20 protein-coding genes are annotated in these 20,490 nt (G+C 62.7%); 7 read left to right on the forward strand and 13 right to left on the reverse strand.

Annotated features, from left to right (window positions below; translation table 11 throughout):
* Positions 1-3: 3 nt before the first annotated feature.
* From V4529_15245 to V4529_15270, 6 genes are all read right to left on the reverse strand, one after another.
* Positions 4-1,950, reverse strand: a complete 1,947-nt coding sequence (locus V4529_15245; protein MES2359690.1) for an amidohydrolase family protein — start codon at positions 1,948-1,950, stop codon at positions 4-6.
* A 2-nt stretch (positions 1,951-1,952) separates the two neighbouring features.
* Entirely contained in the window at positions 1,953-2,234 is a 282-nt protein-coding gene (locus V4529_15250) for a hypothetical protein (protein ID MES2359691.1), read from the reverse strand.
* Positions 2,231-3,181 (reverse strand): TerC family protein, encoded by a 951-nt coding sequence (locus V4529_15255; protein ID MES2359692.1) that lies wholly within the window; start codon positions 3,179-3,181, stop codon positions 2,231-2,233. The genes V4529_15250 and V4529_15255 overlap by 4 nt, the downstream gene beginning before the upstream one ends.
* Positions 3,182-3,191: 10 nt before the next feature.
* Positions 3,192-3,371, reverse strand: coding sequence for a hypothetical protein (locus tag V4529_15260; protein MES2359693.1), 180 nt, complete (start codon positions 3,369-3,371; stop codon positions 3,192-3,194).
* A gap of 144 nt (positions 3,372-3,515) precedes the next feature.
* Positions 3,516-4,520: a cytochrome c oxidase assembly protein gene (locus tag V4529_15265; GenBank protein ID MES2359694.1), complete on the reverse strand. Its 1,005-nt coding sequence runs from the start codon at positions 4,518-4,520 to the stop codon at positions 3,516-3,518.
* 274 nt (positions 4,521-4,794) lie between these two features.
* Positions 4,795-5,130 (reverse strand): (2Fe-2S) ferredoxin domain-containing protein, encoded by a 336-nt coding sequence (locus V4529_15270; GenBank protein MES2359695.1) that lies wholly within the window; start codon positions 5,128-5,130, stop codon positions 4,795-4,797.
* 41 nt (positions 5,131-5,171) lie between these two features.
* Between V4529_15270 and V4529_15275 the strand changes: the two genes are divergently transcribed.
* The 4 genes from V4529_15275 (at position 5,172) to V4529_15290 (ending at position 7,730) form a co-directional block, all read left to right on the forward strand.
* Complete coding sequence (locus V4529_15275) at positions 5,172-6,050, forward strand: sulfurtransferase (GenBank protein ID MES2359696.1); 879 nt, start codon at positions 5,172-5,174, stop codon at positions 6,048-6,050.
* The gene (locus tag V4529_15280) at positions 6,047-6,466 is read left to right on the forward strand and encodes an OsmC family protein (GenBank protein MES2359697.1); all 420 of its coding nucleotides are present in this window, start codon (positions 6,047-6,049) and stop codon (positions 6,464-6,466) included. The genes V4529_15275 and V4529_15280 overlap by 4 nt, the downstream gene beginning before the upstream one ends.
* The gene (bioD, locus tag V4529_15285; protein ID MES2359698.1) at positions 6,456-7,154 is read left to right on the forward strand and encodes a dethiobiotin synthase; all 699 of its coding nucleotides are present in this window, start codon (positions 6,456-6,458) and stop codon (positions 7,152-7,154) included. Before V4529_15280 ends, bioD begins: the two co-directional genes overlap by 11 nt.
* Positions 7,155-7,226: 72 nt before the next feature.
* Complete coding sequence (locus tag V4529_15290) at positions 7,227-7,730, forward strand: hypothetical protein (protein MES2359699.1); 504 nt, start codon at positions 7,227-7,229, stop codon at positions 7,728-7,730.
* A gap of 75 nt (positions 7,731-7,805) precedes the next feature.
* On the opposite strand, the gene V4529_15295 is transcribed toward V4529_15290, so the two are convergent.
* Positions 7,806-9,137, reverse strand: coding sequence for a hypothetical protein (locus V4529_15295; GenBank protein ID MES2359700.1), 1,332 nt, complete (start codon positions 9,135-9,137; stop codon positions 7,806-7,808).
* 196 nt (positions 9,138-9,333) lie between these two features.
* Between V4529_15295 and V4529_15300 the strand changes: the two genes are divergently transcribed.
* The 3 genes from V4529_15300 to V4529_15310 all read left to right on the forward strand — a co-directional run bounded on the left by V4529_15300 (position 9,334) and on the right by V4529_15310 (position 12,845).
* Positions 9,334-9,963 (forward strand): ECF-type sigma factor, encoded by a 630-nt coding sequence (locus tag V4529_15300; protein ID MES2359701.1) that lies wholly within the window; start codon positions 9,334-9,336, stop codon positions 9,961-9,963.
* A complete protein-coding gene (locus V4529_15305; GenBank protein MES2359702.1) occupies positions 9,960-12,386 on the forward strand; it encodes a protein kinase in 2,427 nt (808 codons plus the stop codon). The genes V4529_15300 and V4529_15305 overlap by 4 nt, the downstream gene beginning before the upstream one ends.
* Before the next feature lie 177 nt (positions 12,387-12,563).
* Positions 12,564-12,845, forward strand: a complete 282-nt coding sequence (locus V4529_15310; protein ID MES2359703.1) for a plasmid stabilization protein — start codon at positions 12,564-12,566, stop codon at positions 12,843-12,845.
* 40 nt (positions 12,846-12,885) lie between these two features.
* Here the strand turns inward: V4529_15310 and rsgA are convergent, their stop codons facing one another.
* From rsgA to fadI, 6 genes are read right to left on the reverse strand one after another with little or no spacing between them, the layout of a single operon-like run.
* Entirely contained in the window at positions 12,886-13,845 is a 960-nt protein-coding gene (gene rsgA, locus V4529_15315) for a ribosome small subunit-dependent GTPase A (protein MES2359704.1), read from the reverse strand.
* Positions 13,842-14,219, reverse strand: coding sequence for a hypothetical protein (locus V4529_15320; GenBank protein ID MES2359705.1), 378 nt, complete (start codon positions 14,217-14,219; stop codon positions 13,842-13,844). The genes rsgA and V4529_15320 overlap by 4 nt, the downstream gene beginning before the upstream one ends.
* 17 nt (positions 14,220-14,236) lie before the next feature.
* Positions 14,237-15,172: a proline dehydrogenase family protein gene (locus V4529_15325; GenBank protein MES2359706.1), complete on the reverse strand. Its 936-nt coding sequence runs from the start codon at positions 15,170-15,172 to the stop codon at positions 14,237-14,239.
* A gap of 1 nt (position 15,173) precedes the next feature.
* Complete coding sequence (locus V4529_15330) at positions 15,174-16,820, reverse strand: M14 family metallopeptidase (protein ID MES2359707.1); 1,647 nt, start codon at positions 16,818-16,820, stop codon at positions 15,174-15,176.
* A 17-nt stretch (positions 16,821-16,837) separates the two neighbouring features.
* Positions 16,838-19,021: a fatty acid oxidation complex subunit alpha FadJ gene (fadJ, locus tag V4529_15335; protein MES2359708.1), complete on the reverse strand. Its 2,184-nt coding sequence runs from the start codon at positions 19,019-19,021 to the stop codon at positions 16,838-16,840.
* Positions 19,018-20,316, reverse strand: a complete 1,299-nt coding sequence (gene fadI / locus V4529_15340) for an acetyl-CoA C-acyltransferase FadI (GenBank protein ID MES2359709.1) — start codon at positions 20,314-20,316, stop codon at positions 19,018-19,020. The genes fadJ and fadI overlap by 4 nt, the downstream gene beginning before the upstream one ends.
* Positions 20,317-20,490: the final 174 nt, after the last annotated feature.

The following is a 20,490-nucleotide window of genomic DNA, read 5'->3' on the forward strand; positions in this document are numbered from 1 at the left end:
GCGCTATTTGCGTTCGTAGACACTCTTGCCACCGATGTACGTCGAGAGGACACTGGTCTTGAGGATGTCGCTCGCAGGTATCGTCATGATGTCCTGATCGAGCACGGTGAAGTCCGCGTACTTGCCGGGGGTGATGGAGCCCATCACGTGCTCCTGAAATCCGGCATACGCAGCCCAGATCGTCATCGACTTGAGAGCTTCATCGCGCGTCATCCGTTGTTCCGGATACCAGCCGCCGTCGGGCCAGCCGGTGGAATCGGCGCGCGTTATCGAGCTGTGAAAGGTGATGAGCGGATTGACGTTTTCAACGGGAAAATCCGTGCCGTTCGGAACGATTACGCCGGTGTTGAGCAGCGAGCGCCACACGTATGCACCGCGAATGCGCGACGGACCGAGTCTGTCCTCGGCCCAGCGCATGTCGCTGGTCTGGTGACTTGCCTGCATGCTCGGGATCACTCCGAGCTGAGCGAAACGCGGGATGTCGGCGGGATCGAGGATCTGTGCATGCTCGATTCGAAAGCGGTGGTCGGCGGTCGGCACGGCCTTGAGCGCGCCTTCGTACGCGTCGAGCGCGTTTCTGTTGCCACGGTCTCCGATCGCGTGCGTCGCGACCTGAAACCCGTGTCGCAGCGCCGACGTCGCAACACTCTGCAGGTGTGCTTCGGTCGAGACGAGCAGCCCAGTGTTGCCGGGATCGTCGGAATACGGAGACAGCAGTGCAGCGCCACGCGAGCCGAGTGCACCGTCAGCGTAGAGCTTGATCGAGCGCACCCACAGGTGGCCGCCGTACAACTCGCTGCGCGGACCGATGGAGTAGTAGTGCGCGATCGCCGCGCTGTCGTCGGCTATGAGTATGTAGCCGCGGAGATCGAAGTTGCCCTTCTTCGCCATGGACTCCATGACGTCGATGATCCTGCGCGGCTCGCCCGGATCGTGGATCGAGACGAGGCCCCAGCGGTGCACGTCGGCGATCGCGGCCGATATCGCCTGTTCCAGCTGCGCATCGGTTGGAGGTGGGACGGCGCGGCCGATCAGATCCTGTGCATTGTCGACGAATACACCGGTCGGGTTGCCGCTGGCGTCGCGCACGATGCGACCACCGGACGGATCCTTCGTCGCAGCGGTGATCTTCGCCGCTTCCATCGCGCGCGCGTTGGCGAGCAATGCGTGCCCGTCGATGCGCTCCAGCACGACCGGATTGTCGGGGAACGCGCGCGTCAGCGCATCACTGGTCGGAAACTGTTTGGAGGCCCAGCGATTCTGATCCCAACCGTGTCCTTTTATCCACTCGCCCTTCGGAACCGCGCCCGCATGCTTCTTTGTTCTGTCGATGACTTCGTCGTACGACAGACTGCCGGCGAGATCGGCTTCGTGCAAGGTTTCACCGAGCTCGGTCAGGTGACCATGCGCGTCGGCGAGGCCTGGAAGCACCGTTGCACCGTGCAGGTCGATGACACGTGTGTTGGGCCCCTTGAGCGTCATCGCCTCGCTCGTCGATCCGACGAACGCGAAGATGCCATCGCGCACGGCGAACGCCTGCGCTGCAGGACGGGTGTCGTCGACCGTGTAGATGTGTCCGCCGGTAACTATGAGATCGGCGGGCTTTGGCGCTGACACCGTTCCCTGTGCGACCAGCGAAGACGCGCAGAGCAGCAACAATCCGGCGAGTGTTCCCCGCTTCGCCTCGGTCTTGAAAAGCTTCACGATTCGTTTTGCCAGTGGGTGGTTCAAGGAAATTCTGTACAACACGTTGCGGCCATCGCCGACGCGCTCGACGACGCCTTCCTTTTCGAGGCGGATGATCGCCTCGCGTACCGCGGGCCTGCTGATCTTCGTTTCGCGCGCGATGCGCGGCGGAGCGTGCTCTCCTCCCGGTGATAGCACGCGCAGCACACGTACTGCTGCCTGTGTGCCGAGTATCTGATCCAGCGGATGCGGCCTGGGAGCCACGGTTATCGCGGCTCCTGCGATGAGCGAATGGTCAGATGACCGTCAGGCGCGACAGTCAGCGTCACGTGACTTCCCACGACCGCTCCGGGAGGAAGCGTAAGAAGCTGTCCCGCTCCGTCGATTACCCTGGTGTCTGCGCGCGCCATCTTGAGAATCTCCGCCGCCATCCCCACAACTGCAAGTTTTCCGTCCCCGATGCCGAGCGCCGTCGCCCAGGGGCGCGCGGGATTGCCGGTGCTCACGCGGGCATTCGTTACGATGACCGACAGGCCGGCGCCGGTCACACGGATTGCCTTCTGTCCACGTAGATGGAAGCCGCGGCGGCGGTCCCGAGGATTACGACTATCACGCCGAGTGATGCGACTGTGGGAACTTCGTACCACGCGGCCGTCAGCATCTTGAGTCCCACGAAGACGAGTATGAAAGCCAGACCGATGGTGAGATAGCGAAGCTTGCCGACAACACCCGACAACAGGAAGTACAGCGATCTCAGTCCAAGTATCGCAGCAACGTTCGACGTGTAAACCAGAAACGGCACCCGCGTCACCGCGAAAACCGCCGGTATGCTGTCGACTGCGAAGACGAGATCCATGGTCTCGATCAGAACCAGCACGACGAACAGCGGAGTCGCCATTCTGCGCTTCGCTCCGCCTTTCTCGTCGCTCACCTGGACGAAGAAGTGCTCGCCCTTGTATTCGTTGTAAACCGGGATCAGACGACGGACCAGCCTGAGCACTGGATTTGCGCCGGGGTCGACGTGCTTATCGCCGCCCATCCCCATTCGTATCCCCGTGATGACGAGGAAGATGCCGAACACATACGTGACCCAAGCGAAGCGGTTGAACAGAGCCGCGCCGGCCGCGATCATGAGCCCCCTCATGACCAGCGCGCCGAGTATGCCCCAGAACAGAACGCGGTGCTGATACTCCTCCTTGATGTTGAAGTAGGAGAAGATCAATACCATCACAAATATGTTGTCAACCGAGAGCGAGTACTCCACGAGGTAGCCCGTGATGAACTCGACTCCGGCGAGATGGCCCTGAAAGTAGAAGATCCCAAGGGCGAAGAGAAGCGCCAGGGCGACCCACACCGCGCTTCGAATCGCAGCTTCCTTTACTGACAGCTTCTTGCTGGTGCTGAAGAGGCCAAGGTCGACCGCGAGCGCGATCAGAACGACCGCGTTGAACGCGATCCATGGGACCAGCGGAGAGTGGATCATCTCCGCGCCCATCGGTCAAACCCTATCTGCGCTCCATCGCATCGCGTACGTCGAGCAGGATCTCGAAATACAGCTGCTCTCTACGATACGCAAAATCGAGAGTGGCCATCTGCGACTGGTCGCCAGTGGCCTTGGCGCGCTCGAATGCCTCGCGATACATCTCGTCGAGGTTGGCAAGAATTCTGTCGCGGGGACGTGACATAGGGCGATAGGAAGGTTGTGACGGCTCGTTTCCCATGTTGGCGATCCGGTCGAGGATCGTCTCGGGGTCGCGTCCGTCGAATAGAATTTTTTGGGCTGCGCCGAGGGCTAGCCGTCGGGGGTCAATGGGGTTCGTCAAGCCTTTCTAATGTAACGTGTAGAGGTAAGCCGCGACGTCGGCAAGCGGCTGGCCGGCCGTGCCGGTGGCCACGGGGACACCGGGGGCACGCGCGCCACCGGACATGGACGTGGCGACGAAGAATGCCGTCGCAGCGGCGATACCGCCCGCCAGCTTGGACGGCGCTGGCACATCAAACACTCGTCGCAGCACGGCGAGCAGTGCGATCAGATACACGAATCCCGCTGGAATCCACATTATGAGTCCGGCCAGCTGCTGATCTTCGAGCGCGGTGAGATGCCACAGCGCGGCGCCGGCGCTCTGCGAGTAGTACCACGGCGTGCCGGAGAACGTGAGAATGGCGCCGAGCGCACCGCTCTGCACCATGGTGCCAACGAGCACCAGGATCGATCCGGCAATTCCGCCGTGCCCGCGGAGGGGCTTGAGCGCCACCCACCACATGAGCAGCGCGGTGAGATAGAAGCAGCTGTGCTCGAGTGCATGGATGGGCGCGCTGGCGAGCGCGGCCGAGTACGGACCGGGAAGGTGCCATCCCCACAATGCGATAGTGTGAAGTGCCCACGCAGGCAGTGGCAGTACAAGTATCGCAGCGCCACGCCGCATCCCGCTCGCGTTCCATGCACGACCACCGGCTACGCGAGCATCGTGCGGCAGACACCAGAGGAACGGAAGCAGCGGCGCGCCGAGAATCGCGAGCGGCGCTGCGACTGCGATGAGCAGCACGTGCTGCAGCATGTGCGGGGAAAACAGTGTGTCGGCCACTGCGTCGAGTGGCGAGCACAGTGCCATGAGCAACGTAAGGATTCCGAGATAGAACGATGCAACCTCGCCGCGCGACACCACGTGACCGCGCCCCGCCCTCGTCCACAACCGCCGCACGCCAACTCCGTACAACGTCCCCATGGCAACAATCGACACGAGCGCGCCGGGATCGCCTCCCCAGTGCTGCCAGACGTTGGCGGGCGTGACTACGTCGGCATCGGCGACGTGGAGCAGCAAGCTACCGATCATCGGCCCGATCATCACGAAGCGGTGCCGCGCGCAGTTAGGCTGCCACTCGCGCTACCGGGCTTGCAATTGCAGCCGGGTAATGGGATCGTGGCGTGTACGAGTAGCGTGGTAGCGCACAGTCGCAATGCAGCGAACGTCGCGCGACCTCTCTGTTTCATGGGGTACGGTCATTGGCAGAGCGCGTGCCACGTGTGTTGCATCGACACGATCCAGGCAAACCCGGTCGCATCGCCGCCCGACGTTGCACGTTCACTAGATGTGCACTGCATGTGCACTACACCGGCGTAACACGGTGGAACACTGCCTCTTCAACAACGTGGCCGCCCTTGAGATGCTCCACCACTATTCGCTCGAGCAGCTGCGGCGTCACGCCGGCGTACCACACACCTTCGGGATAGACGACGACGATCGGCCCGCCCTCGCAGACTCCGAGACACGGAGTCTCGCCACGCTTCACACGATTCGGTCCGAACAGCAACCCCTCACGCTGAAGCAGCGATGCCAGCAGAGTGTACAGCGCGCGGCCTCGGCGCTCCGGCGAGCAATAGCCGCCAGTGCAGATGATGATATGGCGCGCATACGGTTCCATCGGCCTTGGTAACGGTGCCATATTCATCTTATAATAATCGCCCCTCACAAACTGATGTTTTTATGAGTGAAGTCGACCCTGTAATCGCTGCCAAGAGATACGCGCACCCAGAAGCCCTCGTGAGCACCGAATGGCTCGCTGAACGACTTGTCGATGATTCGATTCGCATACTGGAGTGCGACGAAGATGTACTGCTGTACGAAGTCGCACACATTCCCGGCGCCCAGAAACTCGACTGGCACACCGATCTCAACGATACCGTGATTCGCGACTACGTGAGCCGCGAACAGTTTCAGGAACTGCTGCGCTCGCGCGGAATCGACGATTCGAAAACCGTCGTGCTCTACGGCGACAAGAACAACTGGTGGGCCGCGTATGCACTGTGGGTGTTCAAGTTGTTCGGCTTCGAGAACGTTCGGCTGCTCGACGGTGGACGGGCCAAGTGGGAAGCGGAAGGCCGTCCGATGAATACCGAGCGTCCGTCGTTCCCGCGTACGTCGTACGACGCCCCACCGCGCTCCGACGAAAAGATTCGTGCCTTCTCCACGGATGCACTCGCGCAATCGAAAGCCGCAAAACCGCTGATCGACGTGCGAAGTCCTCAGGAATTCACCGGTGAGCGCACACACATGCCCGACTATCCTCAGGAAGGAACGCTCCGCGGCGGCCACATTCCAGGCGCTCGCTCGGTACCGTGGGCCCGCGCCGCCAACAGTGACTCCACGTTCAAATCTGCTCCGGATCTGCGCGCGATCTACGAGCGCGAACAGGGCCTTACAGCGTCGGACGATATCATCACCTACTGCCGCATCGGTGAGCGCTCCGCGCACACCTGGTTCGTCCTTACCTATCTCCTCGGCTATCCCAACGTCAGAAACTATGACGGATCGTGGACCGAATGGGGCAATACCGTGCGCGCGCCAATCGAGGTGGGGTCATGAGCGGAACTATACCGGCGGAAGTAACAGTGGTCTGGGCTGGTGAAGGCCGGTTCGACGGTGGCCGCCCCGGTGGTCCAACCATTCATCTCGACACGTCGGCGAAGACGGGGCCCAGCATGGTCGATACGCTGCTCTGCGCGCTGGCCAGTTGCGCGTCGGCCGACGTGGTGGACATTCTCGCCAAGCGAAGGACACCGGTCAGCTCACTCAGTGTGAACGTCAAGGCGGAACGCGTGGACAGCATTCCGCGGAGGCTCGCACGCGCTACGCTCAACTTCGAGATCGGCGGCGCAGGGATCGAGCGCGTTCACGCGGAGCGCGCGATCGATCTCGCTGTCACCAAATACTGTTCGGTCCGGGATTCACTGAGAGAGGACATTCCCGTGGACTGGACGCTGCAATTGATTGACGAGTGAAATCGCGTTGACGCGAATCGGCGTCGTCGGTACTGACAGCGGCGTCGGGAAGACGGTGGTCGCGTGCGCGATCATCGCGGCGATGCGCGAGGCGGGAGCTCGCGTCGCTCCCATGAAACCGATTGGCCGGCGCGGAGCGGGCGACATCGAGCAGATGCGAGCGGCGTCCGCCATCGGCTATCCCGACCGGCTCGTGCAACCTGTTGCGTTCGAGGATGCCGCTTCGCCACTTGTCTCCTCGCGCCGGGGCCACGCACCGATCGACGTCGAGATGCTGGACCGCGCTTTCGCCGAGCTCTGCACGATGAGCGATGCAGTGGTCGTGGAGGAAGCGGGTGGGTTGTTGGCGCCGATCACCGAGACCGAGAGCTTTGCGACGCTGTTCAGACGATGGGGACTCGACATCGTGATCGTGTCGCCAAATAGTGTGGGAGCGGTCAGCCAGGTTCTCATGAACATGCAGATCGTACGAGAGCACGGGCTGCGTGTGCGAGCTGTGGTGCTGACGACGCTCTCGCTGGCGCGGGGCGGCACTGCGGAACGCACCAATCAGGCACTACTCAAGGAATTGCTGCTGACCGTTCCGGTTGTGAGCTTCCCCTACGTCGAATCGCCCGCCGATCCACGGCAGCTCATGGCGCTGGCTCGCGAGCTGTCGGCGAGTCCAACCATCGCGCGGCCAGCCTGAGCGCTGGCCGCGACCGTGTCACCGGGCGACCACCGGTGACCGATCAGCATGCTTCTCAGTCCTTTGGAGATGATGGCTAGAACAGATTCCAGAGGCCACCTCTACGGCTCGGCTTCTCCGCAGATGATCCGCGTATCACGCGTAATACTGCTCTTCGCGATCGCGTACGCGGTGATCGTATTCGCGATTGGCGTGGTTCCGCTCAACATGCTGTTTCGCAAATTGCTCGGCGCCAGCATCATGCCGGCGATCTGGCGCACGGCGATGATCCGTCTCGTGCAGCGCACGGCGGTCGCAGCGATAGCCTGCTGGCTTGCACTGGTGATCTCGGGAAGAGTCCGCGGACGTCTCACAGGAAAGGGGATGCTCGCCGTGGGTGCTGCAATGTCCGGCGCACTTGCCGGCGCGGTGGATGTCGGGCTTCAAAAACTGTGGACGTCGTATCTCGTCAAGGCAGCGCAGGCCGGACTCATGTGGGGTGTCGCGCTGTCGTGCGCGATTACCGCGGCCGTTGCGATCGTCGTAACGCTGCTGTTCATCACGCGGAGCACGAAGTTGGTACCGCTGGAAAGCTAGCCGGTCGGGGCAGCTTGCATGCGAAGCGGTGGCGGCGTCGTGTAGCGCCGCCACCGCTTCTTTCAGTTGCCCGGCCTAATGCCGCAACAGCCTGCGCGCAGCAGGAGGAAGAGACATGCGATGACTCGCGTTCGGAACATGAGCGGTACCGTTGTCGGATTTGCCGGACACGGGGACTGCGAGGAACGCGTGTGCTTCGCCGGTACTCTTCACAATCGCCAACCCCGTGATCTCGCCATCGCCGCTGATACTGAAAGGCGATATCAGATACAACGGAGCATCTGCAGGAATGAGGTCATTGAGATCTGTCATCACGCCATGCTGCCAGATGTAGGGACGGCATGTGGCGAGCGTAATGTCGCACGACCCACCCACCATTTGTTCGCGGTCGTTGATCGAAAAGGGGGTATTCGCAGCGTCCCGTGGATCTGCGCTCATGAGGCCGAGGTCGCGCATACCGGTTGCCTTTGTCCACATGAAGGGATGCGTCGATCCGTCCGGAAAGCTGGCACCACCGACGATCGTACCGTTGTTGTTGATATCGGCTGCGACATTGACGTTCTCGGGAGCACCAAGATTGCCGATGTCGATCGGCGAGCCGTGGTCCCAAAGGACGGCGTGCGGTCCCAGAGCGAAGCCGCTGAAGTTTGTGTTCGAGCACATCCCCGAGGTGCCGACTACCTGGCCTCTGTCGTTGTTCTTGAGGGCAATCCCGACCTCGTCGCCCGGGAGCGGCGGGAGCTTTTGAATCTCGCCTTTAGGCCCCCAGACCACGGCCTGGAAATGGCTCTTTTGAGGCGCCATGCAGGTCGCGTCGGCTGTTCCGTCTTCCGCGGCGCCCACGATCTCACCCCGATTGTTGATCTCAAGAGCTGCTGCATTGACACCACCCAACGTTGGAAGCTCGGTGAGCGCTCCATCATGCCATCGCGCGGCACGACAGATCTGGCCGCTGTGCAGCGCGCAAAAATCCTCCGCCAGTGGATCGTTCTCGCGCGTGTCGGAGAGGATCGCGAGATCCGGGCTCTCCGCTCGCCCGCTCGCCTGGCTGTTCAGTCCTCCGAGGGTGCCGAGATCCGTCGTCGTTCCTTGATACCAGCGGGCCGCATGCTGGAATCCATCCGGCGTCAGACTGGAGCCGACGGCTCGGCCCACGTTGTTGATGTCGAAGGCGATGCTGAACGAACCGCCCAGTGTCCCGAGATCGATGACCGTGTAATTTGACGGCGTCGTTCTTCCGCGAGCACCGGCCGAGGGCGACGCGGCGAGCGCCGACGAGACAGACGTAGGTGCATCAGAGCACGCTACAGTTATTGCAGCAGCAGTGGCCGCTAATATCGCCAACGACGCACCACGCCGGCCGACAATACGAGGATTGCGCGTGGGTGCAAATGGTGTGCGGGGCATGAGAGGATCTCCTGGGCTACGGTTATAGGCTGAAAGTCGGCACGCTGGCCAAGACCGGCGAAGTCACACGCTGCATTGCCGCGTGGATCATTCACCCGTATCTTGGCCAGTGCGTTCTTGGCCGCACAGCAAACGCGCAGAATCCACCGAAAAGACGCAACGCCCTTACGCGGGCAGCATCGTCCGAGGTGCCGAGATGGCCGAACAGGCAGACGCGGCGGCGCGCGAAGTAGCCGCGCGGGAGACAGCGGCGGCGCTCGCCATGCTTCGCCGGGGCGCACCCGATGGGCTGGAACAACTCATTCCACTCGTCTACGCGGAGCTACGGCGCGTCGCACACCGGCAGCTCGCCGTCGAGCCGGCTGGCCACACGCTCTCCACGACCGCGCTCGTCCATGAGGCATATCTCCGCCTCGCTGACCAGACGCGCGTCGAGTGGACCAGCCGTGCACAGTTCTTCGGTCTGGCCGCACGTGCAATGCGTCGCGTGCTCGTGGATTACGCACGCCGGCATCAGGCGGCACGTCGCGGAGGACCACAACAGCGGCCGGTCGCTCTGGATGATGCTGAGGCCGATTCGGGAGCCGATGCTGACGCGCTCGCCGTCGCCGCGCGCGGCGACGAGCTGCTGGCGCTGGACGAGGCGCTCGAGCGTCTTTCGGCGCTCGACCCGCGGCTTGGCCGCGTCGTGGAATGCCGGTTCTTCGGCGGCCTTACAGAGGCTGAAACGGCCGAGGCACTCGGCGTTTCGCAGCGCACCGTCGCCGGCGATTGGTTGATGGCACGGGGATGGTTGTATCAGGCGCTTCGGGAGGAGAGCGGATGACGGCGCCGGAGCGCTGGGCGCAGGTTCGCGCCGGTGCAGAAGCGCTTCTGGCACAGTCGCGCGACGTCAGAGCCGCCTTTCTGCTGCGCGAGTTCGGTGACGACGAATCGCTGCGTGCGGAGATCGAAGCGCAGGCGGAGGCATGCGAGCTGGCTGCGCAGTCTCCCGACTTCCTCGCGCAGTCGGCCACGTCGTTTGCCGCACCGATCCTTGCCGATTCTCCGGACACGGAGCACAAAGGCTATTCCGAATCAGCACCTGGCGATGCGACCGAGGCAGCGCTTCGAGCGGCGCTGGCGGGACATTACGACCTCGAGCGGCAACTGGGAAAAGGCGGGACCGCGACCGTCTATCTCGCCAGAGACCATCGGCACGGACGGCTCGTCGCACTCAAGGTGCTTGACCAGGTACTCGGTGCGGCAATGAGCTCCGAGCGCTTTCTGCGAGAGATCCGTGTCACCGCTGGCCTTACTCATCCTCACATACTACCGCTGCACGATTCCGGTACCGCTGCGGGTTTGCTGTACTACGTCATGCCGTATATCGATGGCGAGACACTACGGGAACGGCTCGCGGGCGGGCGCAAACTTCCGCTTGATGCTGCGCGGCGACTGGTACGCGAAGTCGCGAGCGCGCTGGCGTATGCCCATCGCCGCGGAGTGATACATCGTGACATCAAGCCTGCGAACATTCTACTGGAGGACGGCCATGCTGTCGTGGCCGACTTCGGTATCGCACGAGCAATGCGTCGCGCACAAGAGCCGGCGGAGACGGAGACGTCCCACCTTCTGCCGCGACAGCCGAGCAACGTGATCGACACGCTGACACAGGCAGGCATGTCGCCCGGGACGCCGGCATACATGGCGCCAGAGCAGGCGCTCGGTACCGTTGAAGTGGACCATCGCGCCGACATTTACGCACTCGGCATCGTCGCGTATGAGTCACTGGCAGGGGTGCATCCGTTCTCTGGACGCACGCCGCGAGCCATGGCAGACGCGCACGCGACCGAGATTCCGGCGTCGCTCGCCACGCATCGCAGCGATGTGCCACCCGCGATTGTCGCGCTCGTGATGCGCGCACTTGAGAAGGATCCGACAGACCGACCGCAGTCCGCGGCGGAGATTGTCGCGATGCTGGACCGCGCACCGAGTATCGTGGAATCTGCTGGCACACGGAAGCCCAGTCGCATCATGGCGCGGAGGATGTCGCGCGTCATGGGCGCCGCGATCGCATTGATTGTAATCGTGAGCGCGTTCGCTACCCGCTCCTGGATGGCACGGCGTGATACGGACTCGTCCCGCCGGGAGGCAGGCGTTTCGCACCGTCCGGTCGCTGCCTCAGCGGCGCCTGTAGTGGACGTCGAACGACGCGGCACATCCGATCCGGAGGCGTACGAGCTGTATCTCAAAGGCCACTATTTCTGGACTCAACGTGGCGCGGCCAATCTCGCCCGATCCATCACGTACTTCCAACAGGCTATTGCGCGTGACTCATCGTTCGCCCGCGCGTACGCAGGACTGGCTATCGCGTACAGCGCCCTGCCAGTTTACCCGCCGGACTCAGCGGACTCGACGAAACTGACCACCATGAGCGCAGATCGTGCGACTGAGCTGACCAACGCGAGTGCGGAGCGCGCGGTGAGACTCGACTCCACGCTCGCCGATGCGCAGCTCGCGATGGGGATCGGGCTCGACATGCGCGCCCGATTCCCCGCTGCACTGGCTCGCTATCGCGCAGCGGCGGCTCTCGATCCGTCATCCGTCACCGCTCATCACTGGATTGGGATGAGCCTGCTCAACCTTGGACGCACCAGCGAGGCGATCATCGAGTTGCGGCACGCAACGGAGCTCGATCCGCTTGCTCCTGTGCCCGCTGCCGCGATTGGCACCGCCCTCCTGTTCGCGCGGCGGTTCCGCGAGGCCGAGGCCGCGTCGCGCCGCGCACTCGCTCGCGACTCCACGTTCGGATTTGCCATCTACACGCTTGGGCTCGCGCAAGTATTTGAAGGACAACCGGACAGCGCAGTACGCACACTCACGCGCGGCGCGCGCGTGGATCCGGATGACGCACACATCGCAGCGGCTCTCGTCCTGGCGGACGCGGCAGCTGGCCACTGGAACGACGCTGCGCGAACACGAGATCAGCTTCACAGCCGCTGGGGCAATCGCTGGGGCGATCGCTCGGGCTGGGCCGACGTCGAGGTGGCTGACATGGTGTTCGGTGACCAGGAACCAATTGTGCGCGTGCTGACGAGCAAGGCGGGCCAGCTCCGCTTTGCCGAGACCGGCGGCATGCTGGGCTGCAATCCGTTATTCGACCCACTCCGGTCAAACGCGCGATTCCGCGCCGCGATGCGCGAACTGGGCGTGGCAACGTGCCCGGTCACTCCACGCTGGCATCTTCCCCCGCATCCCCGAATGTGAGACCGCGCTTGGAGATTACGAGTGTGCCAGAAGATGGCGCACGCACATTCTCAACAGACATGTAACCCGTCTCGCGAAATTCTGCTCAAGGACATGGAGCAGCGCCGACACTCGCGTCAGGGCATGTGTTATGCACGATTCTGCAGGGGCACTTCTACACGCAAACGGGAGGGCACGATGCCACGGGGCGACAAATCTGCATACACGGACAAGCAGAAAAGACAGGCCGAACACATCGAACAGGGATACGAGTCGCGCGGTGTTCCGGAGAAGGAATCGGAGCGGCGTGCGTGGGCGACGGAAAACGCGATAAGTCACGGAGGCAGAAAGGCCGGTGGATCCGGCCGAGGAACCTCCGAGAATCGCGAGCCCGAGCGCAAAGGTGGTCACTCCGAAAGTCACGCGGAGAGAAGCAGAGCCGCCAAGAAGGGCTGGGAGACTCGCAGGCACGGCCACTGATCAGTCCGGCCAACCCGCCTGTCGAGGCAATACTGCGGCGCTACTTACTCCAGCGCTTTTCCGTCTCCTCGAGTTCTACACGCAGTCTGGAGTAACTATCGTATCTGGCTGCGCTCACCGCCCCGGACTGAACGGCGGCGATGACTGCGCAGCCAGGCTCCGACAGGTGTGAACAGTTCCCGAAGCGGCATTCGTGGATGAAAGGCCGGAATTCCGGAAAACAGTCCGGCAGGTCCACAGGGTCGAGACCCCACACTCCGACCTCGCGCAGTCCGGGAGTGTCCGCTACGTAGCCACCAGCCGGAAGCGGATGCATCACCGCGCCCACGGTGGTGTGACGTCCCTTGTTCACCGATTCGCTGATCGCGCCGACTCGCAAGTTGAGCCCGGGGTACAGCGAATTCATCAGCGACGACTTGCCGACTCCTGATGGACCGCTCAGCGCGCTCGTCCTTCCATCGAACACGGCATGCAGCTCCGCGATCCCGGTCCTTTCGATCGCGCTCGTGAGGTGGACCGGATAGCCGGCTGCCTCGTAGTCGCCGAAGCGCACGCGGATCTCTTCCTCGTCTGCCAGGTCGGTCTTGTTGATCACCACGCGCGCAGCGAGGGAGTTGGCTTCGGCGATCACGAGAAAGCGATCCAGCATTCGCGGGTGCGGCTCGGGGTTGGCCGCGGCGAACACGACGATTACCTGATCCAGATTCGCAACGACGACGCGCTCGCCCGCGCGCCCACCCGGTTCACGCCGTGCGAGCTGCGACGTACGCGGGAGAATCTCGGTGATCATCCATCCGCCCCCACGCTCGCCCTCGATGACCCTGACGTTGTCCCCGACCGAAAGCTTCACGCCTGAATCGCTCACCAGCTTGAGACGGCCACGCAACGAGGCGTCGTGCATCTCGCCGGTGCTCGTGCGCACCTGCCACACTCCACCGGTGCCCGACAGGACACGGCCGAGGTGGGATGGTCCCTCGATGCTTCGTGGTGTCCCCGTCACGAATCTCGCATGACGTCGTACCACGGCCGCTCTGGCGTCTGTGCACGGGTAATCAGATCATCGAGCGTGCGTTTCGCGTCGCTCAATCGCATTGCACCGAGTGTGGTGCGCGCGGCGTCCTCGGTCTCACCGAAGGCGATGTAGTCGGTTTCGAGATGGCCGGCGGCGGATGGATCGCCGCGACGCCAGTGTACGAACAGCAGATAGGCGCCGAACCGTCCAGCGGGTTCGCGCACTTCGTCGACAACGATGTCCACGCTGTACGACGCGCCGTCCCTGCCCTCGAATGCGGCCGGTCGGGAATGCACCGCACGGTAGCCGCCAACCGTGTTGGCGTCACCGGCGTCATGATCGGCGGGAAGAAATCGGCCCATAGGGGCTCAGTGGCGGCTCAACGTCGGCCGCGCACCATCTCCTTGACGATGTTGCCCGTCATGAAGGCGACATTGGCGGGACGCTCTGCGAGCCGGCGCATGAGATAAGGATACCACTGTGTACCGAACGGGACATAGCACCGCATTCTCCAGCCCTCGCGGACGATCTTCTCCTGCAGATCGCGGCGAACCCCGTACAGCATCTGGAATTCGAAGCGATCGGGCTTGATGTCGTTCTCGCGTGCGAACTGCTTCACCTTCTCGATTATGACTTCGTCGTGCGTAGCGATACCGGGATAGGTACCGTGCAGGATGAGACTCTGCATGCACGTGATGTAATTCGCGTCCACATCGCGCTTTTCGGGAAACGCGACGCTCGCCGGCTCCTTGTAAGCACCCTTGCATATGCGCACGCGAGCACCGAGCGCATTCATGTGCTCGACGTCCGCCTGTGTTCGATACAGATAGCTCTGGAGCACTACTCCGACAGTACCGCGGAATTCCGGATACAGCCGATTCTCGAACAACTCGAGTGTCTTCTGTGTGTAGTTGCTCGCTTCCATATCGAGCCTGACGAAGCTGCCGTACTTGCGCGCCCGTTCAAGCACGTCGCCCATTATAGAGACGCACAGCTCTTCGGAAACGTCCAGACCCATCGCCGTGAGCTTGACGCTCACATTCGCATCGAGCTTCTCACGCGCGATGCGATCGAGAATCTTCAGGTACTCGGCGCCGGCGGCTCGCGCCTCGGCTTCGTTGTGAACGCTTTCGCCGAGCAGGTCGAGCGACGCTGTGATTCCGCGACCGTTGAGCTCCCGAACCGCGGGAACCGCGGTCTCGAGCGTCTCGCCAGCGACGAAGCGGGAGGCGAACCCTTTGGCCAGGCGATTTGTCTTGACGAACTTGAAAACTCGCGGCTGGTTGGAAAGATAGAGCAGTGCGTTTCGGATCATCTTACTTGTATAAGCGGATTACTGGGAACGGTTTGCCGGTTGCGATCGACGTGTCGAAGAAATTCCAGTCGACGAGTCCGTCATCGGATTCCGGCTCCAAAAGATAAGCGGCGAGCGGGCCGAAGCGCCCTGTTGCCGGTACGGCCACGTATCCGCCGGCGGGAACGTCGCGTGCGGATGGCGTACTCCACGTTCCGGTCACACGAGTTTCCCGGTGGCCCTGGAACGGGCGTGCCGACGTGATGACTGAATCGACTGTGAATACCGACAGCCGATTGCCCGTCCCGCCGGGCGAGAACGGTTCGACGCTCAGGCCATGGAGCTCCAGGAGCGCCACGATCTTCGCGTCGTTCGGGACCAGATACGCATCCGGATGACGCACCTCCAGTATCGGCTCGAAACGGTCGTACACCGGCATCACCTGCGTGATGAAGCGGCCAGTACGCCGTATGCCCCTGGGAACGCCGGCCTGGGTGATCGTCGAGTCGCCAGTGCGCGTCAGAACCTCGAAAGGAATTGGCGCATCGAACGGCTTGGTGGTCATCCGGGAACGGATCGGAACGTTGGCTTCCTGAACGTTGTAGGCCGTGGATCTGATCTGCTCGAGCTGCGCCGCATGTCTCGCTGTGGCCGACAGAATCTCCTGAACGAACGCGTAGGTCGAAGCGACGCGACGCTTGAACGGATCGTGCGAAAATGCTTCGCTCAGGATGGACACGCGGCCACGCATTCCGTAGTAGTTGGTTCCGTAGCGCGGCGTGTGCTCGTAAGTGTACCAGCCGTCCTTCACCGTGTCGGTCAGCTGGGCCTTACCGTCTTCGCGACCGAAGTTGCCGTAGTCGAACACCTCGAAGCCGCGGCCGTGCATGCGAGCGCGGATCTCGGGGAGGATCGTATCGCGTGTGAGACCGCCAGCGAAGCCCGGCGCATACGATGCCGGATTCAACGACGGCGAGTACGTCAGCGCGAAGCCATGAAAGCTTCCGTCGGTCGTGTGGAGATCGACGTACACGTCCGGATCCCACTTGTCGAACATCGCGAGCGATGCGCGCGTTTCCGGTGCTTCCGCCTTCACGTAGTCGCGATTGAGATCGAGGCCCTGCCCTTGCGCTCTGGTGCCTACCAGCTCCGGTCCATTCTGCTCTCTGCGATTCACCGCCTGATCGGCGAACTTCTCATTGCCGTCTGCGTTGTAGATCGGTACGGCAATCAGTACGAGCGAGTCGAGTACGTTGGGACCGCGCTGATACGTGAGATCACGCACGAGCGCGAGCAGTGCTTCCTTGCCCTCAACCTCGCCGGCGTGGATGTTCGCGTTGACGTACACGATCGGGCGACCGAGCTTGCGGGCTTCTTCTGGCGTCCTGACGACCGGCCGCGACGCAATCAGATACGGGATGTCGCGTCCCTCCGTCGTCTTGCCGATCACTCCGTATGCCAGCGGTGCGTTACGCGAGCGAAGCCCGTTGATGAACGCCATCACGTCGCCGTAACTGGACGTCCTGTTGTAATTGGACGCCTCGGCGCGAGTCTGAGGCATCGGGTAGATCGGCCGCGACGGATCGATTCGCGCAGCGCACGCTACGCCGAACGAGGCGATGCTGACCGCGACGACGCCGCGGATGGTGGACGTGATGGTATGACTCATCTGGTGGGGTTGGCTGGTCAGTCCTGCGGGTAGAAGCGCGCGTTGGAGCGCGCCATCTGCAACAGGATGGGTGCGGCTTCGAACCGCCCTGGAAACCTTACGTTCAGGTCGTCCAATTGCTGCAAGAACAGCTCGATCCCCATGGTGTCCATGTAACGGAATGGGCCGCCACGGAACGGAGGAAAGCCGATTCCGAATACCCCACCGACGTCGCCGTCGCGCGGTGAGCGGATGATTCCTTCTTCAAGACAGCGCGCTGCTTCGTTGAGCATCGCGTAAACGGTGCGACGCTGAATGTCGTCTTCGGAGATCTCCGCGCGCGGGCGACCGGGTGCGAAGATCTCGTACACCGACTGGTCGACGCCACCCTTCTTTCCGGCTTCGTCGTAAATGTAGAATCCCTTCTTCGACTTGCGGCCGAAACGTCCCGCGTCGATCACGCTTCGCAGTGATTCCGGTTGCGAGAGACGGGCGCCGAACTCGTCGAACATGATCTGGCCCACCTTGCCGGCAATGTCGAGCCCCACCTCATCGACGAGAGTTATGGGCCCTACCGGAAATCCGAAATCCACGAGTGCCTTGTCGATCGCCTCGATCGAGCCGCCCTCGTCGAGCAACCGTCCGGCTTCACTTATGTACGGAGCGAGTATCCGGTTCACGAAGAAGCCGGGCGAGTCCTGCACGACGATGACCGTCTTGCCCAGCTTCTTGCCATATGCGACAGCCGTTGCGGTCACCGAATCCGACGTACGCCCGGTAACGATCACTTCCAGCAACGGCATCCTGTCGACCGGAGAGAAGAAGTGCATGCCCAGCACACGCTCGGGACGGCGCGACACTTCAGCGATTCGCGTCACGGGGAGGGTGCTCGTGTTGGTCGCGAAGATCGCCTCCGGCTTGACGACGGCCTCGACCTCACGAAGCACCGCATGCTTCACGTCCAGATCCTCGAATACAGCCTCGATCACGAGATCGACGTTCGCAAAGCCGCTATAATCGATCGTGCCGCTGACGAGCGACATGGTATCCGCGTACTGCATGCGCGTGATCTGGCGTCTGGTCAACCGTCCCTTCAGCACCTTGCTGATCGCGCTCAAACCCTTGCCGATGTGTGGCCAATCGGCGTCCTTCATTCGTACTATCGTTCCCTGCTGAATCGCTACACTCGCGATGCCGGCACCCATGAACCCGGAGCCGATTATTCCGATCTTCTGGATGTTGAGTGCGGCGGCGGTGTGACCTGGGGGAAGTCCACTGTCCTTCTTGAGCGCGGTCGTGGCGAAGAAGAGGAAGATGAGCTGTCTCGACACATCAGTCGCAGCCATCTGGCCGAACAGTCGCGCCTCCTCGCGCAGACCAGCCGGCATTCCTCTGTTCATTCCGGCTTCGACAGCATCGATAGCCGCCAGCGCCGCGGGAAAATGGCCGTGCGTCTTCTTTTCGGTCTCCTCGCGCGCCTTCCTGAACACGACGCTGCGGCCGACCGGATTCGAATCCAGCAGCAGTCCGGACGCGCCGCGCGAGCGCGACGCGCGCTTGAGTCGTCCGTCACCCAGCGCTCTGGCTCGATCGATCGCGATGCGACGCAGGATTGCGGGATGCACCATCTCATCCACCAGGCCGGTCTGCAACGCCTTCTTGGCGCGCACGTTCTTGCTCGTGAGAATCATGTCCAGCGCGGCACGGGCTCCGATCAGACGCGGCAGGCGCTGCGTGCCGCCTGCACCGGGAATCAATCCGAGCTGCACTTCAGGCAACGCGAGAATCGTTTTGGGGTCATCGGTCGCGATGCGCCATCTGCATGCGAGCGACGCTTCCAATCCGCCACCAAGACACGCTCCGTGAATCGCCGCGACGAACGGAACGCGCGACTTTTCAAAATGCTCGACGAGTGCCTGTCCGTCGCGACTCAGACGCTCGGCGTCCTCCGCATCACGCAGTTGCGTGAACTCTTCGATGTCTGCGCCGGCGATGAAAGTATCCGGCTTTCCACTGATCAGGACTGCGCCCTTCACCGTGTCGTCGCGGTCGATGCGATCGAACAATTCGACGAACGCTTCGCGCATGCCGCGCGTGATCTTGTTCACCGGCTCGCCGACCAGGTCGATCGTCAGGATCGCGATGCCATCTTCGATTTCCATGGTCACGGGAGCCTGATACCGTCCATTCGCGACCGGAGTGTTCATGCGAGGCTCCGTCATACGTCGCGCTCCAGCACCATCGCGAAGCCAAGGCCGCCGGCTGCGCAAACCGTCATGAGACCATACTGCGCATCGCGGCGGCCCATCTCGTTCAGCAACGTCGTAGTTATGCGCGCGCCTGTCGCGCCGAAAGGATGGCCGAGCGCGATCGAGCCGCCCATGACGTTCAATCGCGCGCGATCGACTTCACCGACTGGATGCTCGAAGCCGGCGCGATGCGCCCACTCCACCGACTCGAACCCCTTGAGATTGCACAGCACCTGCGCCGCGAATGCCTCGTGCATCTCGACGAGGTCCATGTCTGCAAGTGTGAGTCCCGCGCGGTGCAGCGCAACAGGTGCAGCAAGCACCGGGCCCATCAAGAGCTGCTCGCCGGGATCGAGCGCGGAGTATGCGTACGATTTGATGTAGCCGAGTGGCTCGTAGCCGAGCGACTTTGCCTTTGCCTCGCTCATGAGAAGGACGCAGGCACCGCCATCCGTAAGCGGCGACGAGTTGCCGGCGGTGACGGAACCGTAACGCCTGTCGAAGACAGGTTTCAGCGCAGCGAGCTTCTCGTACGATGTGTCTTCACGTATGCCGTTGTCGGTCTTCACGACAGCGTCGTACTGCGGCGGCACCAGCACGGGCGAGATTTCGGCGGTCAGCCTACCATCGGCGGTGCCGGCAGCTGCAAGCCTGTGCGAGCGCAGCGCGAAGTGATCCTGATCCTCGCGCGATATGTCGTTGATCTTCGCCATCTTCTCAGCGCTCTCGCCCATCGTCTCGCCGGTCGTTGGCTCCGCGATCGCCGGAGTGATGGGAACCAGATCCCTGGGCCGGATCCGGGAGAGTGCACCGATACGGCCGGTAAGCGATTTGGCGCGCGACGCCGCGACCAGAGCATCCGCAAAGCCTCTCGAATGCAGAACCGGCACGTTGGAGAGCGATTCAGCGCCGCCGGCGATTATCACGTCGTGATGGCCCAGCGCTATCTGATCCGCAGCGTCGGTTATCGCCTGGTTCGCCGACGCGCAAGCGCGGCTCACACTGTAGGCCTGCACGCCCTTGGGCAACGTCGGCATCAGCGAGACTTCGCGCGCAATGTTCGGGGCCAGAACGTTTGGAACAACCGTGCCGAATATCAGCGCTTCGACCTCGGTCCCGCCCAGATTGGACCGCTGGAGCAGCTCGTTCACGCACAGCTTGCCGAGTTCGATCGCAGAGAGGCCCTTGAACACAGTGCCGGAGCGTGCGAACGGCGTTCTCACGCCCGCCACAACCGCGACGCGGCGCCCGTTTCCAAAGGTCGGCATTGCTTGAACTTAGGCAGCAGGCGCGCGTTGTGCTACCGAGCAGCCGCCCGGACGGTCGTCTGCCCGCCGCGTTCATTGGGCATTGGCACAGATGCGGACGCGCATCTGCTCGCAACTCTGCGCGATTAACCTGGAAGTCCGGGATCCGGGCACAAAAAAGCCGCCCATCGGACG

The sequence above is a fragment of the Gemmatimonadota bacterium genome (assembly GCA_040388625.1).
Lineage (GTDB): Bacteria > Gemmatimonadota > Gemmatimonadetes > Gemmatimonadales > Gemmatimonadaceae > Fen-1247.

Coding starts and splice junctions, on each gene's coding strand:
- V4529_15255 (MES2359692.1), bottom strand. CDS start 3,181: ATGGGCGCGGAGATGATCCACTCTCCGCTGGTCCCATGGATCGCGTTC.
- V4529_15260 (MES2359693.1), bottom strand. CDS start 3,371: ATGTCACGTCCCCGCGACAGAATTCTTGCCAACCTCGACGAGATGTAT.
- V4529_15265 (MES2359694.1), bottom strand. CDS start 4,520: ATGATCGGTAGCTTGCTGCTCCACGTCGCCGATGCCGACGTAGTCACG.
- V4529_15270 (MES2359695.1), bottom strand. CDS start 5,130: ATGGCACCGTTACCAAGGCCGATGGAACCGTATGCGCGCCATATCATC.
- V4529_15275 (MES2359696.1), top strand. CDS start 5,172: ATGAGTGAAGTCGACCCTGTAATCGCTGCCAAGAGATACGCGCACCCA.
- V4529_15280 (MES2359697.1), top strand. CDS start 6,047: ATGAGCGGAACTATACCGGCGGAAGTAACAGTGGTCTGGGCTGGTGAA.
- V4529_15290 (MES2359699.1), top strand. CDS start 7,227: ATGGCTAGAACAGATTCCAGAGGCCACCTCTACGGCTCGGCTTCTCCG.
- V4529_15295 (MES2359700.1), bottom strand. CDS start 9,137: ATGCCCCGCACACCATTTGCACCCACGCGCAATCCTCGTATTGTCGGC.
- V4529_15300 (MES2359701.1), top strand. CDS start 9,334: ATGGCCGAACAGGCAGACGCGGCGGCGCGCGAAGTAGCCGCGCGGGAG.
- V4529_15305 (MES2359702.1), top strand. CDS start 9,960: ATGACGGCGCCGGAGCGCTGGGCGCAGGTTCGCGCCGGTGCAGAAGCG.
- V4529_15310 (MES2359703.1), top strand. CDS start 12,564: ATGCCACGGGGCGACAAATCTGCATACACGGACAAGCAGAAAAGACAG.
- V4529_15320 (MES2359705.1), bottom strand. CDS start 14,219: ATGGGCCGATTTCTTCCCGCCGATCATGACGCCGGTGACGCCAACACG.
- V4529_15325 (MES2359706.1), bottom strand. CDS start 15,172: ATGATCCGAAACGCACTGCTCTATCTTTCCAACCAGCCGCGAGTTTTC.
- V4529_15330 (MES2359707.1), bottom strand. CDS start 16,820: ATGAGTCATACCATCACGTCCACCATCCGCGGCGTCGTCGCGGTCAGC.
- fadJ (MES2359708.1), bottom strand. CDS start 19,021: ATGACGGAGCCTCGCATGAACACTCCGGTCGCGAATGGACGGTATCAG.
- fadI (MES2359709.1), bottom strand. CDS start 20,316: ATGCCGACCTTTGGAAACGGGCGCCGCGTCGCGGTTGTGGCGGGCGTG.